The organism is Streptacidiphilus sp. EB103A (assembly GCF_041261405.1).
Lineage (GTDB): Bacteria > Actinomycetota > Actinomycetes > Streptomycetales > Streptomycetaceae > Streptacidiphilus.
The window spans coordinates 214,731-231,951 of sequence record NZ_JBGCAQ010000008.1; the positions used below are offsets into that span (position 1 = coordinate 214,731).

15 protein-coding genes are annotated in these 17,221 nt (G+C 71.9%); 7 read left to right on the top strand and 8 right to left on the bottom strand.

Going from position 1 to position 17,221, the window contains the following annotated elements; genetic code table 11:
* Positions 1 to 5 precede the first annotated feature (5 nt).
* The 5 genes from ABH941_RS15455 to zapE form a co-directional block, all read right to left on the bottom strand.
* Positions 6 to 2,699 carry an AAA family ATPase gene (locus ABH941_RS15455; RefSeq protein ID WP_370129728.1) on the bottom strand — a complete coding sequence of 898 codons (2,694 nt, stop codon included), beginning with the start codon at positions 2,697 to 2,699 and terminating at the stop codon, positions 6 to 8.
* Positions 2,700 to 2,830: 131 nt separating this feature from the next.
* On the bottom strand, positions 2,831 to 3,823 hold the full coding sequence (locus ABH941_RS15460; RefSeq protein WP_370129729.1) for a TerC family protein: 993 nt from the start codon (positions 3,821 to 3,823) through the stop codon (positions 2,831 to 2,833).
* 219 nt (positions 3,824 to 4,042) lie between these two features.
* The gene (locus tag ABH941_RS15465; protein WP_370129731.1) at positions 4,043 to 4,621 is read right to left on the bottom strand and encodes a TerD family protein; all 579 of its coding nucleotides are present in this window, start codon (positions 4,619 to 4,621) and stop codon (positions 4,043 to 4,045) included.
* Between the two features lie 95 nt (positions 4,622 to 4,716).
* Complete coding sequence (gene uvrB, locus ABH941_RS15470; protein WP_370129732.1) at positions 4,717 to 6,837, bottom strand: excinuclease ABC subunit UvrB; 2,121 nt, start codon at positions 6,835 to 6,837, stop codon at positions 4,717 to 4,719.
* A gap of 62 nt (positions 6,838 to 6,899) precedes the next feature.
* Positions 6,900 to 7,991 carry a cell division protein ZapE gene (gene zapE / locus ABH941_RS15475; RefSeq protein ID WP_370129734.1) on the bottom strand — a complete coding sequence of 364 codons (1,092 nt, stop codon included), beginning with the start codon at positions 7,989 to 7,991 and terminating at the stop codon, positions 6,900 to 6,902.
* A 36-nt stretch (positions 7,992 to 8,027) separates the two neighbouring features.
* On the opposite strand from zapE, the gene ABH941_RS15480 reads away from it, so the two are divergent.
* The 4 genes from ABH941_RS15480 to msrB all read left to right on the top strand — a co-directional run bounded on the left by ABH941_RS15480 (position 8,028) and on the right by msrB (position 11,312).
* Positions 8,028 to 8,813 (top strand): pyrimidine reductase family protein, encoded by a 786-nt coding sequence (locus tag ABH941_RS15480; RefSeq protein ID WP_370129735.1) that lies wholly within the window; start codon positions 8,028 to 8,030, stop codon positions 8,811 to 8,813.
* A gap of 114 nt (positions 8,814 to 8,927) precedes the next feature.
* Positions 8,928 to 9,395: an indole-3-glycerol phosphate synthase gene (locus tag ABH941_RS15485; RefSeq protein WP_370129736.1), complete on the top strand. Its 468-nt coding sequence runs from the start codon at positions 8,928 to 8,930 to the stop codon at positions 9,393 to 9,395.
* A gap of 93 nt (positions 9,396 to 9,488) precedes the next feature.
* Entirely contained in the window at positions 9,489 to 10,889 is a 1,401-nt protein-coding gene (gene murC / locus ABH941_RS15490) for a UDP-N-acetylmuramate--L-alanine ligase (RefSeq protein ID WP_370129737.1), read from the top strand.
* A gap of 15 nt (positions 10,890 to 10,904) precedes the next feature.
* Complete coding sequence (gene msrB / locus ABH941_RS15495) at positions 10,905 to 11,312, top strand: peptide-methionine (R)-S-oxide reductase MsrB (RefSeq protein WP_370129738.1); 408 nt, start codon at positions 10,905 to 10,907, stop codon at positions 11,310 to 11,312.
* 71 nt (positions 11,313 to 11,383) lie between these two features.
* On the opposite strand, the gene ABH941_RS15500 is transcribed toward msrB, so the two are convergent.
* Complete coding sequence (locus ABH941_RS15500; RefSeq protein ID WP_370129739.1) at positions 11,384 to 12,517, bottom strand: FAD-dependent monooxygenase; 1,134 nt, start codon at positions 12,515 to 12,517, stop codon at positions 11,384 to 11,386.
* A 93-nt stretch (positions 12,518 to 12,610) separates the two neighbouring features.
* Between ABH941_RS15500 and ABH941_RS15505 the strand changes: the two genes are divergently transcribed.
* Together ABH941_RS15505 and ABH941_RS15510 are read left to right on the top strand one after the other, a co-directional pair.
* Positions 12,611 to 13,207: a TetR family transcriptional regulator gene (locus ABH941_RS15505; protein WP_370129740.1), complete on the top strand. Its 597-nt coding sequence runs from the start codon at positions 12,611 to 12,613 to the stop codon at positions 13,205 to 13,207.
* Between the two features lie 197 nt (positions 13,208 to 13,404).
* The gene (locus ABH941_RS15510; protein ID WP_370129741.1) at positions 13,405 to 13,788 is read left to right on the top strand and encodes a hypothetical protein; all 384 of its coding nucleotides are present in this window, start codon (positions 13,405 to 13,407) and stop codon (positions 13,786 to 13,788) included.
* 70 nt (positions 13,789 to 13,858) lie between these two features.
* Here the strand turns inward: ABH941_RS15510 and hemQ are convergent, their stop codons facing one another.
* Positions 13,859 to 14,563: a hydrogen peroxide-dependent heme synthase gene (gene hemQ / locus ABH941_RS15515; RefSeq protein ID WP_370129742.1), complete on the bottom strand. Its 705-nt coding sequence runs from the start codon at positions 14,561 to 14,563 to the stop codon at positions 13,859 to 13,861.
* Complete coding sequence (gene hemG, locus ABH941_RS15520; protein WP_370129743.1) at positions 14,560 to 16,002, bottom strand: protoporphyrinogen oxidase; 1,443 nt, start codon at positions 16,000 to 16,002, stop codon at positions 14,560 to 14,562. The genes hemQ and hemG overlap by 4 nt, the downstream gene beginning before the upstream one ends.
* Positions 16,003 to 16,146: 144 nt before the next feature.
* Between hemG and ABH941_RS15525 the strand changes: the two genes are divergently transcribed.
* Entirely contained in the window at positions 16,147 to 17,217 is a 1,071-nt protein-coding gene (locus ABH941_RS15525; protein WP_370129744.1) for a DUF4349 domain-containing protein, read from the top strand.
* Positions 17,218 to 17,221: the final 4 nt, after the last annotated feature.

Sequence of the window (17,221 nt, forward strand, 5' to 3'; positions counted from 1 at the left end):
ACCCGCTACGCCTCGTCCAGCGCGCGGCGGGCGTACTCGGCGAGTTCGTCGGCGGCGCAGGACTCGGCCAGCTTCAGCGCGGCACGGAACTGCTCCAGCGCCTCCTTGGTGCGCCCCTCGTCGAGCAGCGCCGTCGCCAGGTCGACCACCGCGCGGGTGTGCTCGTACGGGGCGGAGCAGCGTTCGAACCGGTCGACGGACCTGCGCAGCAGGTCGATCCTGGCCTCGTTCCCCTCGGCGAACTCGGCGGCAGCGCGCAGCGCCGTGCCGACGGCGGAGTCGGTGCCGAATCGTTCCGCCCGGACCAGCTGGTCCTCGGCCAGGGAGCGGGCCAGTTCCAGGTGGCCGAGCCGGCCGTGCGCCTGGGCCAGCGCCCGCTGCCAGCCGCACCAGCCCGGGTTGCCCATCTCGCGACGGTCGAACCGCTCGCCGGCGGCGGTCAGTTCGGCCACCGCGCCCTCGGCGTCGCCGAGCGCGATCAGCATTCCGCCGCGGACCGTCTGCGAGTCGGGGAACACCACGGCCGCCGAGTAGGGGGCCTGGAAGTGGTAGCGCTCAGCGAGCTGCCGCGCCTCCTCCAGCTTGCCGCGCGCCATCAGCACTGCGGCCAGCGTCCCCACCGCGTACCAGTGCACCGGCACGCCCTCGCCGCCGACCCGGTTGGCGATGGCCAGGCCCTCGCGGGCGCTGCGCTCGGCATCGGCCAGGCTGCCGCAGCGGTAGCGGATGTAGCCGAGGATGGTGTGCCCGAAGGCGAGGTGGGCGCCGCGCCAGCCGGCCTCCTCGTACTCGGCGATGCCCTTGGCGAACAGCTCCTCGGCGCGCTCGGGGAGGTCGGCGAACATGTAGACCAGCGAGGCCAGGGTGGGCACTTCGAAAGCCCACTCCTGGTCGGTCCAGCTCAGGCCCTGTTCCTGGGCCAGGTCGGCGTAGCGGACCGCGGTGGCCACCGGCTCACCGCGGACCACGGCGTCCCAGGCACGCAGCCCGAAGACGTAGCGCTCCGCGGTGCCGATGGTCTGCTCGCCGCGTTCCAGCAGCAGCGCCAGATCGGCGAGGCGTTCGGAGCGGGCCGCCGAGCCCTCCTCATCCGCGTCGAAGGCGCACCACATGAAGTTCCAGACCAGCAGCCGCAGCCGGGTCTGGTCGGAGACCGCCAGCGCGGCCGCCTCGGCGGTGGTCTGCGACGCCTCCAGCAGGCTGTTGCTGTGCGCGAGCGACTGGGCGAGCCGGACCGTGATGCCCTCGTGCAACTGATCCGGGAGCTGCGGCTGCTCCAGCGCGGCCCGCAGATGGCCGACGGTCTGCGCCGGGTCGTAGAGCAGGGTGGAGCACCCCAGTTCGAACAGCACCTCGGCCCGCTGGGCCGGGGACGGGGGCTCGCGCAGCGCCCTGGCCAGGCAGCGCTGAGCCGTTTCGGGTGCCCCGGCCTGCATGAACGCCCGCGCGGCGGAACGCAGTTGATCCACCACGGCGGTGTCGCCCTGCGGCGGCAGCTCCAGCCAGTGCCGGGCCGCGGTGATCGGGCCCTTCCCCGCGCCGAGGACCACCCAGCCGGCCCGGCCGTGCATGGCGGTGCGCAGGTCGTCCGGGATGCCCCGGTAGACCGAGGTGGCGACCAGCGGGTGGATGAACTCCAGGATCTGATGACCGGTCAGGATGCGGGCCGCGCGCAGCCGGTCGGCCGCCTCGGCGGCGTCGGCGGGTGTGAGCGAGGCGGTCGCAGCGGCGAGTTCCAACGGGGTGTGGATGCCCAGCACGGACACCGCCCAGGCCAGCCGCACCGAGGAGGCCCCGAGCCGCTCCAGCCGGGCGACCAGACCACTGCCCTTGGTGGCCGCGGCCACCTCGCGCAGCAGCGGGCAGGACTCCTCGACCGCGGCCAGCTCGCGTTCCTGGGCCTTGGCCAGCAGTTCCACCGTCTCAAAGGGGTTGCCGCCGGTCACCGCCCAGACCTCACGGCAGAAGGCGTCCTCGACCCGGGTCGGCGGGCTGCCGAACATCCTGCGCACCAGGGCCGCCACCGCGTCGGGGGTGAGCGCGGTGAGGCCCAGCGGAACGGCGCCGTTGGCCCCGGCCATGGTGCGGAAGGACGCCGGGCTGTCCGGGAGTTCGTCCGGGCGGTAGGCGGTGACCAGCAGCACCGGCAGTCCGTCGACCCGGCTGGCGAAGGCGGCCAGCCAGCTCAGCGACTCCGCGTCGGCCCAGTGCGCGTCGTCCACCACCAGGACCAGCGGGCCCCGGGAGACGGCGAGGTTGGTGACCACCCAGTCGAGGCCGTCCCTGACGCCCTGCGGGTCGGGCGGCGCGGAGGCCGGTCCGTCGTCCTCCTGGGCCAGGCCGATCGCCGGGCCGACGATGTCGTTCCAGCCGCCGAGCAGATCGCGCTGCTCCTCCTCCCCGAGGGCGGCGAGGAACGGCTTCAGCAGGGCCCGGACCACATGGAAGGCGGAGAGCTGTTCCTGCTCACCGCCGCGGGCGGCCAGGACCAGCAGCCCCCGGGCCGCCGCCTCCTCGCGCACCGCGGCGAGCAGACTGGTCTTGCCCAGACCGGCGGCGCCCGTGTAGACGAGCAGCCGCTCACCGGGCCGTGCGGGGACCGCCCGGGCCGCCAGACTGTCCAGCGCGCCGCGGGCTGCGTCGAGTTCGGCGTCACGTTCCAGCAGTACGCCGCTACCTGCATGCTTCTGCTCCGCCACGGATCGAGCCTAGCGCCAACACAGACGGCGGGCGGGCTCCTTGCGGAACCCGCCCGCCGCCGTGCTGCAGAGATTTTTGACGCCCTGTCACTCAATCTCCACAAGCGGAGCGGTGCAGTCGCTGCTCAGGGTTACTGCTTCTGCAGCTCGTGCTCCGACTGCTCCAGCTCCTGCCGCTCCTCCTTGCGGGAGGCGGCCAGGCTGGTGAAGGTGGTCACCGCCAGGACCACCACGATGAAGCCGAGCGAGAACGGGATGCCGATCTCCGGGGCCCAGTGGGCGCCGGCCTCGTGCAGGGCGTGCAGCAGCAGCTTCACACCGATGAAGCCGAGGATCACCGAGAGGCCGTAGGAGAGGTGGACCAGCTTCTTCAGCAGACCGCCGATCAGGAAGTAGAGCTGGCGCAGGCCCATCAGCGCGAAGGCGTTGGCGGTGAAGACGATGTACGGGTCCTGGGTGAGTCCGAAGATGGCGGGGATGGAGTCCATCGCGAACAGGACGTCGGTGGTGCCGATGGCCAGCATCACGATCAGCATCGGCGTGATCAGCCGCTTGCCGTTCTGTACCACCAGGAGCTTGGTGCCGTGGTAGCGATCGGTCGCCGGGAAGCGCTGCTCGACGGCCTTGAGGAGTCGGTTCTCCTCGAACTCCTCCTCCGCTTCGTCGGCCCTGGCCTCCTTGACGAGCTTCCAGGCGGTCCAGATCAGGAAGGCCCCGAAGATGAAGAAGACCCAGGAGAAGCCGGCGATGATCGCGGCGCCGGCGGCGATGAAGGCCGCCCGCAGCACCAGTGCGATCAGCACACCGACCATCAGCACCCGCTGCTGGTAGATGCTGGGCACGGCGAACTTCGCCATGATCAGGATGAAGACGAACAGGTTGTCGACGCTGAGCGACTTCTCGGTGATGTACCCGGCGAAGAACTGACCGGCCGGGGCCGAGCCGGAGTGCCACCAGAGGAAGCCGCCGAAGGCGACGGCCAGCAGGACCCAGACGGCCGTCCAGATCCCCGCCTCCTTGAGCGAGACGTCGTGCGGCTTGCGGCCGCCGATGAAGAAATCGGCGGCGATCAGGGCGACGAGCACCCCGATGGTGGTGGCCCACATGGCCATGGAAACGTCCATGTACTGCTCCTTCGGCAAACGTGTCGGGCTGCCGAAGGTCTCCTCCGCCCCGCCGTCATGATGGCGGGGCCGACGCTTCCGGGCGCGGAACGGACCGCCGCCGTGTTGACGGAAACATCGTTCTAGGGAGTACTCCCCTTCGTGGTTCCATCATCCTGATCACATGGTAAAACGCAGGTAAAGGATGGAATCTCGAAGTAAAGTCACAGGTCAGATGGGTCAGAGGTAGGGCGCGATGGCCGGGAGCATGTCCTGGAAGGTGCGCCCGCGGGCCGGGGCGCCGATGGCCGACATCTGCCAGCCGCCGTTGGTGTTCCGCTGGACCTTGGCCATCACCTGGCCGGTGTGCGCGCCGCCGCCGGTGAGGCTGTAGCGGGCCAGTTCCTGCCCGGTGCTCTCGTCGACCAAGCGGCAGTGCGCGTTCTCGACCTCCTGGAAGGTCTGACCGGTGTAGGAGTTCACGGTGAACACGATCTGGTTGACATGCTCGGGGACCCGGGAGAGGTCCACCAGGATCGACTCGTCGTCCTCGCCGCCGGCGCCACCGGTGAGGTTGTCACCGGTGTGCCGCACCGAGCCGTCATTGCTCACCAGGTGCTGGAAGAAGACCACGTCTGCCAGCTGGTGGTCGGCGAAGAGCACCGCCGACGCGTCCAGGTCGATCTGCCGCGCGCGCCGACCGAACAGCCCCTTTCGCGGAGCGGCCTGCCAGCCCAGGCCCATCCGCACCACTGTGAGCGTGCCCCCGCCGGCCTTCTCCAGGCTGACGCTCTGACCCTTGTTCAGACTCACTGACATGGTGGACATCCTCCCCGTTCCTGACGCGCACGGATGCCCTGATTGCAAACCCGGGCGCCCCGCAGCAAACCTTACGCAAGGAACGGGCGGTTCGCTCACGCCATTCCGGCCTCACGCATCTGGCGCAACTCCTTCTTGAGCTCGTTGACTTCGTCCCGCAGTCTGGCGGCCACCTCGAACTGCAGCTCGGCGGCGGCCGTGTGCATACGGTCGGTCAGCTCGGCGATGAGGTCGGCGAGCTCGGCCGCGGGCAGCCCCTTGGCGTCGGCGGCGCCGCGCTTGCCGGCCGCGCCCAGCGCCGGTACCGGCGCCTTCGCGCCCCTGCCGCCCTTCACCCCACCCGGCTGCCGGTAGCCCGTGCTCAGCAGCTCGCCGGTGTCGATGTCCTCGCGGGCGATGGAGTCGAGGATGTCGCCGATCTTCTTGCGCAGCGGCTGCGGGTCGATGCCGTGCTCGGTGTTGTACGCCTGCTGGATCTCGCGGCGGCGGTTGGTCTCCTCGATGGCCTTCTCCATCGCCGGGGTGATCCGGTCCGCGTACATGTGGACCTGGCCCGAGACGTTACGGGCGGCACGGCCGATGGTCTGGATCAGCGAGGTGCCGGAGCGCAGGAAGCCCTCCTTGTCCGCGTCCAGGATCGCCACCAGCGAGACCTCGGGCAGGTCCAGGCCCTCGCGGAGCAGGTTGATGCCGACCAGGACGTCGTACTCGCCGGCCCGCAGCTCGCGCAGCAGCTCCACCCGGCGCAGGGTGTCGATGTCGCTGTGCAGGTACCGGACCCGGATGTCCAGGTCGAGCATGTAGTCGGTGAGGTCCTCGGACATCTTCTTGGTGAGGGTGGTGACCAGGATCCGCTCGTCCTTCTCGGTCCGCAGCCGGATCTCGTGGATCAGGTCGTCGATCTGACCCTCGGTGGGCTTGACCACGACCTCCGGGTCGATCAGGCCGGTGGGACGGATGATCTGGTCGACCTGGCCGTCGCCGCGGGCCAGCTCGAACTTGCCGGGGGTCGCCGAGAGGTAGACGGTCTGGCCGATCCGCTCCAGGAACTCCTCCCACTTCAGCGGGCGGTTGTCCATCGCGGAGGGCAGCCGGAAGCCGTGCTCGACCAGGGCGCGCTTGCGCGAGGCGTCGCCCTCGTACATCGCGCCGATCTGCGGGACGGTGACATGGGACTCGTCGATGACCAGGAGGAAGTCCTCCGGGAAGAAGTCCAGCAGGGTGTTGGGCGCGGTGCCGGCCGAGCGGCCGTCGATATGGCGGGAGTAGTTCTCGATGCCCGCGCAGGTGCCGATCTGACGCATCATCTCGATGTCGTAGCTGGTACGCATCCGCAGCCGCTGGGCCTCCAGCAGCTTGCCCTGCTTGTCCATGGTGGCCAGGGTCTGCTCCAGCTCCGCCTCGATCCCGGCGATGGCGCGCTCCATCCGCTCCGGGCCGGCGACGTAGTGCGAGGCCGGGAAGACGTAGAGCTCCTGGTCCTCGCTGATGACCTCGCCGGTGAGCGGGTGCAGCGTGGTCAGCGCCTCGATCTCGTCGCCGAACATCTCGATCCGGACCGCGAGTTCCTCGTACACCGGGAAGATCTCGATGGTGTCGCCGCGGACCCGGAAGGTGCCGCGGGTGAAGGCGACGTCGTTGCGGGTGTACTGGATGTCGACGAAGCGGCGCAGCAGGGCGTCCCGGTCGAACTCCTGGCCGACCTTGAGCCGGACCATCCGGTCGACGTACTCCTGCGGCGTGCCGAGGCCGTAGATGCAGGACACCGAGGCGACCACGATCACGTCCCGACGGGTCAGCAGCGAGTTGGTGGTGGAGTGCCGCAGCCGCTCCACCTCCTCGTTGATGGAGGAGTCCTTCTCGATGTAGGTGTCCGTCTGCGCGATGTACGCCTCGGGCTGGTAGTAGTCGTAGTACGAGACGAAGTACTCGACGGCGTTGTTGGGGAACAGCTCGCGGAACTCGTTGGCGAGCTGCGCGGCCAGCGTCTTGTTGGGCGCCATCACCAGCGTCGGCCGCTGGAGCTTCTCGACCATCCAGGCGGTGGTGGCGGACTTGCCGGTGCCGGTCGCGCCGAGCAGGACGACATCCTTCTCACCTGCGCGGATACGGCGTTCCAGCTCGGCGATCGCGGTGGGCTGGTCGCCGCTGGGCTGGTAGGGGCTGACGACCTCGAAGGGCGCCACTGTTCGCTCTAGATCGGTGATGGGTCTCACGGAACCAACCGTACGGCCCGCCACTGACAATCCGCTGCGGCCGGCGCCCCGCCGGTCCGCGGTCAGCGCACCCTGGCGCCGTCGCGCGCCAGCGCGACCAGCCGGGACACGGCCCGCAGGTACTTCTTGCGGTAGCCGCCGTTCAGCATCTCCTCGCTGAATATCCGGTCGAACGGCAGCCCGGAGGCCACCACCGGCAGCTCCCGGTCGTACATCCGGTCGGCCAGCACCACCAGCCGCAGCGCGGTGCTCTGGTCCGCCACCGGGACGACCCCGGTCAGACAGACCGCCTGGACGCCGTCCAGCAGGGCGCCGTAGCGGCTGGGGTGGACGGCGGCGAGATGCGCCAGCAGTTCCTCGAAGCCGTCCAGCGAGGCGCCCGCGCCGATCCTGGCCGCCACCGCGCCGACCTCCTCGTCGGTGTACGGCGCCGGGGCCTCGGGCAGGCCGCGGTGGCGGTAGTCCTGCCCGTCGATCCGGACGCTGTGGAACCGCGAGGACAGTCCCTGGATCTCGCGCAGGAAGTCGGCGGCGGCGAAGCGGCCCTCGCCGAGCCTCCCGGGGAGGGTGTTGGAGGTCGCGGCGAGCTTCACCCCGGCCTCGGCCAGCCGGCTGAGCAGCGTGGACACCAGGACGGTGTCGCCCGGGTCGTCCAGCTCGAACTCGTCGATGCACAGCAGCCGGTGCCCGGACAGCGCCTGGACGGCCTGCTGGAATCCCAGCGCGCCGACCAGGTTGGTCAGCTCCACGAAGGTGCCGAAGGCCTTGGGCCCCGGCGCGGCATGCCACAGCGAGGCGAGCAGGTGGGTCTTGCCGACGCCGTAGCCGCCGTCGAGGTAGATGCCGCCGGGACCGGCCGGGACCGGGGCGGGGCGACCGAACCAGCGCTTCTTCGCGGTCTGCCCCGGGCCGGTCCGGTTCATGGTGCCGACGAAGGACTCCAGCACCCGTACCGCCTCGGCCTGGCTGGGCTGGTCCGGGTCCGGGAGGTAGGTGCTGAACCTGGCGCCCTGGAACCGCGGCGGCGGCACCATCTCGGCCACCATCCGGTCGGCGGGCACCACCGGGCTGCGCGAGGTCAGCGAGGCGGGCCGCAGCTCGGCGTCGGAGAGGGCGGCGGGGGCAGGCGTTTCGGCGGCTGGCACAGCTCCCAAGCGTACGGTCCTCCCACCCGTGGAAGACTCACGACTATGCGTCGACTGCTGCCGGAGACCCCGGATGTGACAGACCTCACCAGCCTGACCGGGCTGGCCGAGGCCTACGCCTACCCCGAGCCGACCGAACGCCCGGACCCCTCGGGACCCGTCCGCCCCTGGCTCCGCGCCAACATGGTGGCGAGCCTGGACGGCGCCTCCCGCCTGGACGGGCTCTCCGACGGCCTCTCCTCCGAGGGCGACAAACGGATCTTCGGGGTGCTGCGGGCCCTCGCCGACGTGGTGCTGGCAGGCGCCCAGACGGTACGCGCCGAGGGCTACCGGCCGGCCAGGGCCCGCGCCGAGTTCGCGCAGGCCAGGGCGGGCCGCGGCCAGCAGCCCGCCGCCGCGATCGCCGTGGTCACCCGCAGCCTGGACCTGGACCTGGACCTGCCGCTGTTCACCGAGCCGCTGGTGCCGACCCTGGTGATCACCTGCGCCGGCGCCCCGGCGGACGCGCTGAGGGCGACCCGGAAGGTGGCCGACGTGGTGATCGCCGGGGAGGAGCGGGTGGACCTCGCAGCGGCGGTGGCGGCCCTGGCCGAACGCGGCTGGACCCGGCTGCTCACCGAGGGCGGTCCGCGGCTGCTGGGCCAGCTGGCGGCGGACGGCCTGCTGGACGAGCTGTGCCTCACCCTGGCGCCGCTGGTGGCCTCCGGGGACGCGCCCAGGATCACCAACGGACCGGCCGGGCTCACCCAACGGATGGACCTGGTGTCGCTGCTTGAGGAGAAAGGTTTCCTCTTTGCCAGGTACGCCCGTAGCGTGAACAGTCCCACCTAACGGAAGCGGATCGTCCACCTACCGGGCGCGGATGACGGGACACCCCGTTCCGCCCGGGCAGTATAAGGCCAGTGCCAGTGGTGCCGGGGGAAGCAGAAGGAAGAAGGGACGCGCGTGTTCACCACCGTACTTTTGATCGAGAAGTCTCTCTCCGCCGCCGATGTCGAGCTGCTCACCACTCTCCACGGCGACGAGCCGGTGTCGTTCCATGTGCTGATGCAGCCGCGCGGCCGGCAGGACGAGTTCCTGCGCGCCGTCGACGACGTGGCCTTCGGCTATCTGGACCGCGCCGCCCACGAGCGCGACGAGCCGCACGGCGCCGCGGCCGTCGACACCGCGGCCGCCGGACTGGCGCACACCCTGGACGGACTGCGGGCCGCCGGGGCGGAGGCCACCGGACGGGTGGTCGAGGAGAACCCGCTGCAGGACCTCAAGGCACTGGTCGCCGACGTGTCCGCGGACGAGGTCATCGTGCTGGCCGCGCCGCACTGGATCGAAGGGCTGTTCCATCGGGACTGGGCCTCGCAGGCCCGGCACAAGGTCGGCGTCCCGGTGCTCCAGCTGTTCGCCCAGCAGGACTGACGCCCGGCGGGGCGGGGCGGCAGGGACTGACCGGACGTCGACTGCTGGCAGAATCGAGCCAGACCGTGCCGCCGCAACCCTCGGAGAGCCTCAGTGACGTCCCCTGCCCCCGCGAGTGCCGCTGATCTCGCCGCACCGCACTTCATCGGGATCGGCGGCGCGGGCATGTCCGGCCTGGCCAAGATCCTGGCGCTGCGCGGCGCCGCGGTCTCCGGCAGCGACGCCAAGGAGTCCACCGTCGTGCTGGCGCTCAAGCAGCTGGGCGCCGAGGTGTTCGTCGGGCACGCCGCCGAGCACCTGCCGGCCGGGGCGAGCTGCATCGTGGTCTCCAGTGCCATCCGCGAGGACAACCCGGAGCTGGTCGCCGCCCGCGAGCGCGGCCTGCCGGTGATCCACCGCGCGGACGCGCTGGCCGCGCTGATGCAGGGCAGCCGCGGGCTGGCCGTCGCCGGCACCCACGGCAAGACCACCACCACCAGCATGCTCGCGGTCAGCCTCACCGCCCTGGGCCTGGACCCCTCCTTCGCCATCGGCGGGGACCTCAACGAGCCCGGCAGCAACGCCCACCACGGCACCGGCGAGATCTTCGTCGCCGAGGCCGACGAGAGCGACCGCAGCTTCCAGAAGTACTCCCCCGAGGTCGCGGTGGTCCTCAACGTGGAGCTGGACCACCACGCCAACTACGCCTCCATGGACGAGATCTACGAATCCTTCGAGGCCTTCGTCGCGCGGATCGTGTCTGGTGGCACCCTGGTCGTGGACTCCGACCACGCGGGCGCGGCAGAGCTCGCGGCGCGGGTCGCCGGTCGCGAGGGCCTGACCGTGGTCCGGGTCGGCGAGGCCGAGGGCGCCGACGTCCGCATCCTCTCGATCGCCGCGCACGGGATGACCAGCGAGGTCACCGTCCGCGTCGACGGCAGCGAGCTGACGTTCACGGTCTCCGTCCCCGGTCGCCACTACGCCCACAACGCCGTCGCCGCCCTCGCGGCCGGCGTCGCCCTGGGCGTCCCGGCGGCCGAGCTGGCCCAGGCGCTCAGCAGCTACCAGGGCGTGCGCCGCCGGCTCCAGCTCAAGGGCGAGGTCCGCGGGGTGCAGGTGATCGACTCCTACGCCCACCACCCCACCGAGATCGCCGCCGACCTGGAGGCCATCAACGCGGCCTCCGGCGACGGACGCGTCCTGGTCGTCTTCCAGCCGCACCTGTTCAGCCGCACCCAGCAGCTCGGCGCCGAGATGGGCGAGGCGCTGTCCCACGCCGACGCGGTGGTCGTCCTGGACATCTACCCGGCCCGCGAGGACCCGGTCCCCGGAGTCACCAGCGACCTGGTCATCGACGCCGCCCGGGCCCACGGCGCGGACGTCACCCCGGCCCACTCGCTCGCGGACGTGCCCGACCTGCTCGCGGGAATGGCCAAGGACGGCGACCTTGTTCTCACCATGGGCGCCGGGGACGTCACCTTCCTCGGACCCGAGATCCTCGCCCGCCTCGCCTGAAAGGCAGGACACCTGATGTCGTACGAGATCGAGAAGACCGACGCCGAGTGGCGCGAGCAGCTCACCCCGGCCGAGTACGCCGTCCTGCGACAGGCCGGCACCGAGCGCCCGGGCGTCGGCGAGTACACCGACACCAAGACCGAGGGCGTCTACTCCTGTCGCGCCTGCGGCAACGAGCTCTTCAGCTCCGAGACCAAGTTCGACAGCCACTGCGGCTGGCCCTCCTACTTCTCCCCCCTCGCCGAGGACCGGGTGCAGTACATCGAGGACACCACCATGGGCATGCGCCGGGTCGAGGTCCGCTGCGCCAAGTGCGGCTCCCACCTCGGCCACGTCTTCGAGGGCGAGGGCTACGGCACCCCGACCGACCAGCGCTACTGCATCAACAGCATCTCCCTGAAGCTGCGGCCCACGGCGGGCTGAGTCAGCACGGAGCCCCCGGTGCGCGGACCTCGCACCGGGGGCTCTGCCGTGTCCACGAGGGTCGACTGCCGCTAGCGGTAGCGGAGTTCGGCGAGTTCTGTGGTGAGGGTGGTGCGGAAGGCCGGGATGCGGGCGAGGAGGGGGAGGAGGGTGTTGCGGAGGGTGCGGGTCAGGGGGTTGCGGGTGGTGGCGATGCGGGTCATGCGGTCGGTGAAGGCGACCACGCGGAGGGCGACCGGGCGGCGCTGGGGCTCGTAGCGGGACGGGTCGGCGGCGGCGAGGGCCCGGCCGAGGGCGTAGCCGTCCTGGATGCCGGTGTTCATGCCCTGGCCTCCGGCCGGGCTGTGCACATGGGCGGCGTCGCCGGCCAGGAACAGCCGTCCGGCGCGGTAGTGGTCGGCGACCCGGTGGTGCACCCGGAAGCGGGAGGACCAGGCCACGGCGGTGACCTTCGCCTGCCCCGGGGCCCGCTCGTCGAGCAGCCGCTGGACGAAGGCCAGGTCGGGCTCGGCGGGGGCCTCGGCCACGGTGGCGACGACGCGGTAGTGACCGCCGGGGAGCGGGGCGACGACGCTGATCCCGAGGGCGCCGAAGCCCAGCGAGACCTCCTCCGCCCCCGGCGCCCAGTCCATCTCGACGTCGGCGAGGACGAAGGACTCGCCGTAGGCGGATCCGGCGAAGCCGATCCCGGCCGCCTCCCTGACCGCGCTGTGCATCCCGTCGGCACCGACCGCGTACTCGGCCCGGAGGGTCTCGCCGGTGCCGGTGGTGACGGTGACTCCGCCTTGGTCCTGGACCACGCCGGTGACCTCGTACGGCCGGTGGACGTCGCCGCCGAGCTCGCGCAGCCGCGCCAGCAGCACCGCCTCGGTCCGGTCCTGCGGCACCATCAGGGCGTACGGGTACGGCGTGGGCAGCTTGCCGAAGGTGGTGGAGAGCAGCGTGCGGGCGCCGTCGCGGACGGTGAAGCGGTCGATCTTCAGGCCGCGGGCGATCAGTTCCCGGTCCGCCCCGAGCTCGTGCAGCACCTCCAGGGTGCGGGCGTGCACCACGGCGGCACGGGAGGTGTTGGCCCCCTCGGGCAGCCGGTCGAGCAGGACGTGGTCGATGCCGGCCTGGGCCAGCGTGGCGGCCAGCGCGAGCCCGGTGGGGCCGGCCCCGACGATCGCGACGGTGGTGCTTGCGGGAAGAGCTGTGGCGTTCATCCGAGCCTCCGACGGTCGTGCCAACGTCTGTTGGCATTACTGTGTCGCAGCTCCCGCTTGAGTGTCAACACATGTTGGCCTACAGTTGTTGGCATGACTTCCGACCACGAGCCCCGCGCGTCCGGCACCGCGGAGAAGCGCTCGGACCGCACCAAGGCCGCCATCCTGCGCGCGGCCCGCGACCGCTTCGCCGCCGACGGCTACGAGCGCACCACCATCCGCGCCGTCGCGGCCGACGCCGCCATCGACCCGTCCATGGTGATGCGCTACTTCGGCAGCAAGGAGCGGCTGTTCGACGCCGCTCTCGCCATCGACCTGCGACTGCCGGACCTCAGCGCCGTCGCCCCGCAGGATCTGGCCGCAACGCTGATCCGCCACTTCCTCGCCCGCTGGGAGAGCGATCCGGCCGACGACGCGCTGCTGGTGCTGCTGCGCTCGGCGGTCACCAATGAGCGGGCCGCGCTGCGGATGCACGAGATCTTCGCGACGCAGGTGGCCCCGGCGCTGGGCGCCGCGCTCGGCCCGCGGGCCGCCGCGGTGGCCCCGGTGCTCACCACGCAGCTGCTCGGACTCGCCCTGACCCGCTATCTGATCCGGCTCCCCGCGGTCACCGCGCTCGACCCGGAGCAGGTCGTCCAGGCCCTGCTGCCGTCCGTTCAGGCCACCGTGCAGTCCACCCCCGCACACTGACCGCACACTGACGGCCCGCCGGGCCGCTGGGCCGCGAAAGGGGCGAAGGGAGCAAGTTGCGCGACGCGCCGCAGGAAAGCTCAAATCTAGCTCTGAGAATTGCGGCCGCCTCTTCCCCCATCGACAACCCGGGGAGATGCTCAGCAGCATGGAGCCGGGTGCGGGGGACCCGGCTCCTCTGCCTTTGGAGGTGCGGGGTGAGCCTTGACGTCTCGTTCGCCGTTTCCGGAGCCGCTGTGGGTGCGGCCTCGCTGAACCTGGTGAGATGCGCGGTCCGGGGGCAGCGCCGCAGCAGGTCCGGGCTCGCACCCGCCAACCGGCTGATGTCCTGGGCGCTGCTGCTGACGCTCGCGCTCGGAACCGTGGCGACGCTCGGCTGGGCCGACGACAGCATCCAGGGCAACCAGGGGCTGGACCGCAATCCGCCGCTGCTGGGCACCGCCGTGCTGTGCGTGGTCGGCGTCGTCGTCATCGTCGCCGTCAACGCCCTGGCCCGCAGGCTTCCTGACAGGCCGTCAGTCGGCCGCGACGCCGTGCCCGCGCGCCGGGACCGCTGGAGATCGGCCTCCGGCACCCACTAGGGGCCGGGGCAGGTGCGGCGCGGACGCTGCCCGGTGACGCTTCGTCAGCGCCGCACTGTGTGACGACGGCTCAGGCCAGACCGGCCAGCAGCTCTGCGACCGGCTTGCGGCGCCCGGTGAAGAAGGGCACCTCCTCGCGGACGTGCCGCCGGGTCTCGGAGGCGCGCAGGTCGCGCATCAGGTCGACGATGCGGTAGAGCTCGTCGGCCTCGAACGCCAGCAGCCACTCGTAGTCGCCCAGCGCGAAGGAGGCGACCGTGTTGGCGCGCACGTCGGGGTAGCCGCGGGCCAGCATCCCGTGCTCCATCAGCAGCCGGCGGCGCTCGGCGTCCTCCAGCAGGTACCACTCGTAGGAGCGGACGAAGGGGTAGACGCAGACGTAGTCGCGCGGGGTCTCGTCCGCGAGGAACGCGGGGATGTGCGACTTGTTGAACTCGGCCGGGCGGTGCAGCGCCATGTTCGACCAGACCGGCTCCAGGGCGCGGCCCAGCCGGGTACGGCGGAAGCGGTTGTACGCCTCCTGCAGGTCGTCGCTGTCCTCGGCGTGCCACCAGATCATCAGGTCGGCGTCGGCGCGCAGCCCGGAGACGTCGTAGGTGCCGCGGACGGTGACGTCCTTCTCGGCGAGCTGCGCGAAGAGCTCCTCGACCTCGGCCGCGTGGGCGGTGCGGTCGTCCGGGAGCACGTCCTTGAGCCGGAACACCGACCACAGGGTGTACCGGATGACCTTGTTGAGGTCGCGGGCCTTCGGCTTGTTCTCACTGCTTTCCGTCATGCGCCCATTGTCCCTTCCCGGGCGAGCGCCCCCTGCACCAGGGTTGCCGCCCGCCAGGCGCCGGCGATGCAGGCGGGGATGCCGACGCCCTGGTAGGCCGCCCCGCACAGGGCCAGCCCCGGCAGTGCGGTGACCTCCTTCTCGATCCGGTCGACCCGGTCCAGGTGCCCGACCGGGTACTGCGGCAGTCCGGCCCGCCAGCGGGTGACCGTGCTGGCGAAGGGCACGGCGGTGATGCCGGCGGCCTCGGCGAGGTCCCGCAGCGAGCGGGCGACCAGGTCGGCGTCGTCCCGGTCGAGGTCCTGCTCCTCGCGGTGCCGGCCGACGGAGGTGCGCAGCACGAAGGTGTCGGGGGCGGCCTCGGCCAGCCAGCGCCACTTGTTGCTGGAGAAGGTGGAGGCCTTGATCGAGCGTCCGTCGACCGGCGGCACCAGGAAGCCGCTGCCGGTGAGTCCGCCCAGCTCGGAGCGGTGGAAGGCCAGCGTGACCAGCGCCATTCCGGCGTACTCGACGGCGGCCAGCTCGGCCGAGGCGGCCGGGGCCTCGTCGGCCAGCAGCCGCGCCGCGGCCGGGGCCGGCACGGCGAGGACGACCGCGTCGGCCGTCAGCAGCTCCTCCCCGGCGCGGACCTGCCACCCGTCGACGGTACGGCGCAGCGCGCGCACCTCGGCGCCGAGCCGCAGCTCGACCCCGGCGGCGCGGCAGGCGTCCGCGACGGCGAGCGGGAGCCGGCCGATGCCGCCGTCGATGCCCTGGAAGACCGGGGCCGGATTGGCCGGATTGGCCCGATTGGCAGCCTGCAGCGCACGTACGCCCTGGACCAGCGAACCGCCGCCGCGCGCGGTGGCCAGCAGCTGCGGAACGGCGGCGCGCAGCGACAGTTGGTCGGCGTGGCCGGCGTAGACCCCGCCGAGCAACGGCTCGACCAGCCGGTCGACGACCTCGCGGCCGAGCCGTTCGGCAATGTAGGCGCCCACGGCGACATCGTCGCCGACGTCCGACGCCGGACGGTCGGGATCCAGGTCCTCGCTGATCCTGGCCAGGCCCTCGGGCGAGACCACGCCGGAGGCGGCGAGCGCGTCCAGGTCCCCGGGCACGCCCATCACGTGTCCGGTGGGCATCGGGCGCAGCGCGCCCCGGGTCCAGATCGCGGCCTTGGCCGTGGCCGGTGGCTGCAAGGCGTCGCCCAGGCCGACGGCGCGGGCCAGTTCGACCGCCTCCGGTCGGCGGGCCAGCATGGACTCGGCGCCGAGGTCGACCTGAATGCCCGCCAGCTCGCCGGTTCTGAGCTTGCCGCCGAACCGGTCGCCTGCCTCCAGCAGGGTGACCCGGGCGCTGCGGGGCGAGCCGTCGGCGCCGGACAGCCGCGCGGCGGCGGCAAGACCGGCGATACCGCCGCCGACGACCACGACATGGGGCAGGGAACCTGTACTGTGCATGCCCTTCACTCTCGCACACGCGGTTGGGCGCCCGAATCGTGACCTCGACGTGACGCCGCGTCGGGAACCCGCCGCGCGGTCGCGGGGTCCAATCGCCGGATCTGCCCGCCGATGGCGGGCCCGGGAAGGCGGGGAGAACAGGACATGAAGCAGAACAGACGCCGGGGTACGGCGCTCGGAGCCATGGTGCTGGCGGGCGGACTGGCGCTCGGAGCGTGCGGGACGAGCGGAGGGAGCAGCGCGAGCTCGGCCGGGAACGCGGCGGTCCGGGCCCCCGGGGCAGCGCCGCAGGCGGGAGCCGCCGACAAGGCCGCCGCGGGCAACGCTGGCAGCGGCGCCAAGACCACCGGCGGCACGACCTCGGCGCAGCTGCAGGCCGCGCAGGCGGCGCGGTCGATGATCTACACCGGTGAGATCCAGCTGCGCACCGGCGGGGTGGCCGCGGCCGCGAAACTGGCCGAGACGCTGGTGAAGTCGGTGGGCGGCTATGTCGACTCGGAGGTCACCGGCACCGTGGGCACCCTCCCCTACGTCCCCTACCCGCAGGCCTCGACCGCCACCGGCGGCGGCTCGACGACCCAGTCCCTCGCGACGCCCACCGACGCCAGCGGGGAGTCCGCGCAGCTGGTGCTGCGGGTACCGGCCGCCGCCTACGACGGCGTCTACAACCAACTGCTGACCTTCGGCACGGTGCTGGCGCAGCAGCGCGCGGCGCAGGACGTCACCCAGCAGGTCGTGGACATCAACAGCCGGGTGAAGTCGGAGCAGGCCAGCGTGGACCGGGTGCGGGCGCTGTACGCCAAGGCTCAGAGCATCGCCGACGTCACCGCGCTGGAGCAGGACCTCACCCAGCGCGAGTCGGACCTGGAGTCGCTGGAGGCGCAGCAGCAGGCCCTGGCGTCGCAGACGTCGATGTCGACGGTGACTCTGGAGCTCTACGCCAAGGCGACCGCCCCGGCCGCGCCGCACGGCAAGAGCGTGGGCGGTGCGGCGGGTTCGGCCCTGAAGAGCGGCTGGCACGCCCTCTACCTGACGTTCCGCTGGCTGCTGGTCGCCCTCTCGGCCGTGCTGCCGTTCCTGGTGCCGATCGGGCTGCTGATGTGGCTGGTCCAGGTCCTCGCCAGGCGTCGGCAGCGGCCCCAGAAGGACGCGGAGCAGCAGCACGAGGCTCAGCCGGAGCCGGCCGGGAACGGCCCGTCCTCCTCCTCCGACTGACCCG

Coding starts and splice junctions, on each gene's coding strand:
- ABH941_RS15460 (WP_370129729.1), bottom strand. CDS start 3,823: ATGGACGTTTCCATGGCCATGTGGGCCACCACCATCGGGGTGCTCGTC.
- msrB (WP_370129738.1), top strand. CDS start 10,905: ATGTCGTACGAGATCGAGAAGACCGACGCCGAGTGGCGCGAGCAGCTC.
- hemG (WP_370129743.1), bottom strand. CDS start 16,002: ATGCACAGTACAGGTTCCCTGCCCCATGTCGTGGTCGTCGGCGGCGGT.
- ABH941_RS15480 (WP_370129735.1), top strand. CDS start 8,028: ATGCGTCGACTGCTGCCGGAGACCCCGGATGTGACAGACCTCACCAGC.
- ABH941_RS15500 (WP_370129739.1), bottom strand. CDS start 12,517: ATGAACGCCACAGCTCTTCCCGCAAGCACCACCGTCGCGATCGTCGGG.
- ABH941_RS15525 (WP_370129744.1), top strand. CDS start 16,147: ATGAAGCAGAACAGACGCCGGGGTACGGCGCTCGGAGCCATGGTGCTG.
- hemQ (WP_370129742.1), bottom strand. CDS start 14,563: ATGACGGAAAGCAGTGAGAACAAGCCGAAGGCCCGCGACCTCAACAAG.
- ABH941_RS15465 (WP_370129731.1), bottom strand. CDS start 4,621: ATGTCAGTGAGTCTGAACAAGGGTCAGAGCGTCAGCCTGGAGAAGGCC.
- ABH941_RS15505 (WP_370129740.1), top strand. CDS start 12,611: ATGACTTCCGACCACGAGCCCCGCGCGTCCGGCACCGCGGAGAAGCGC.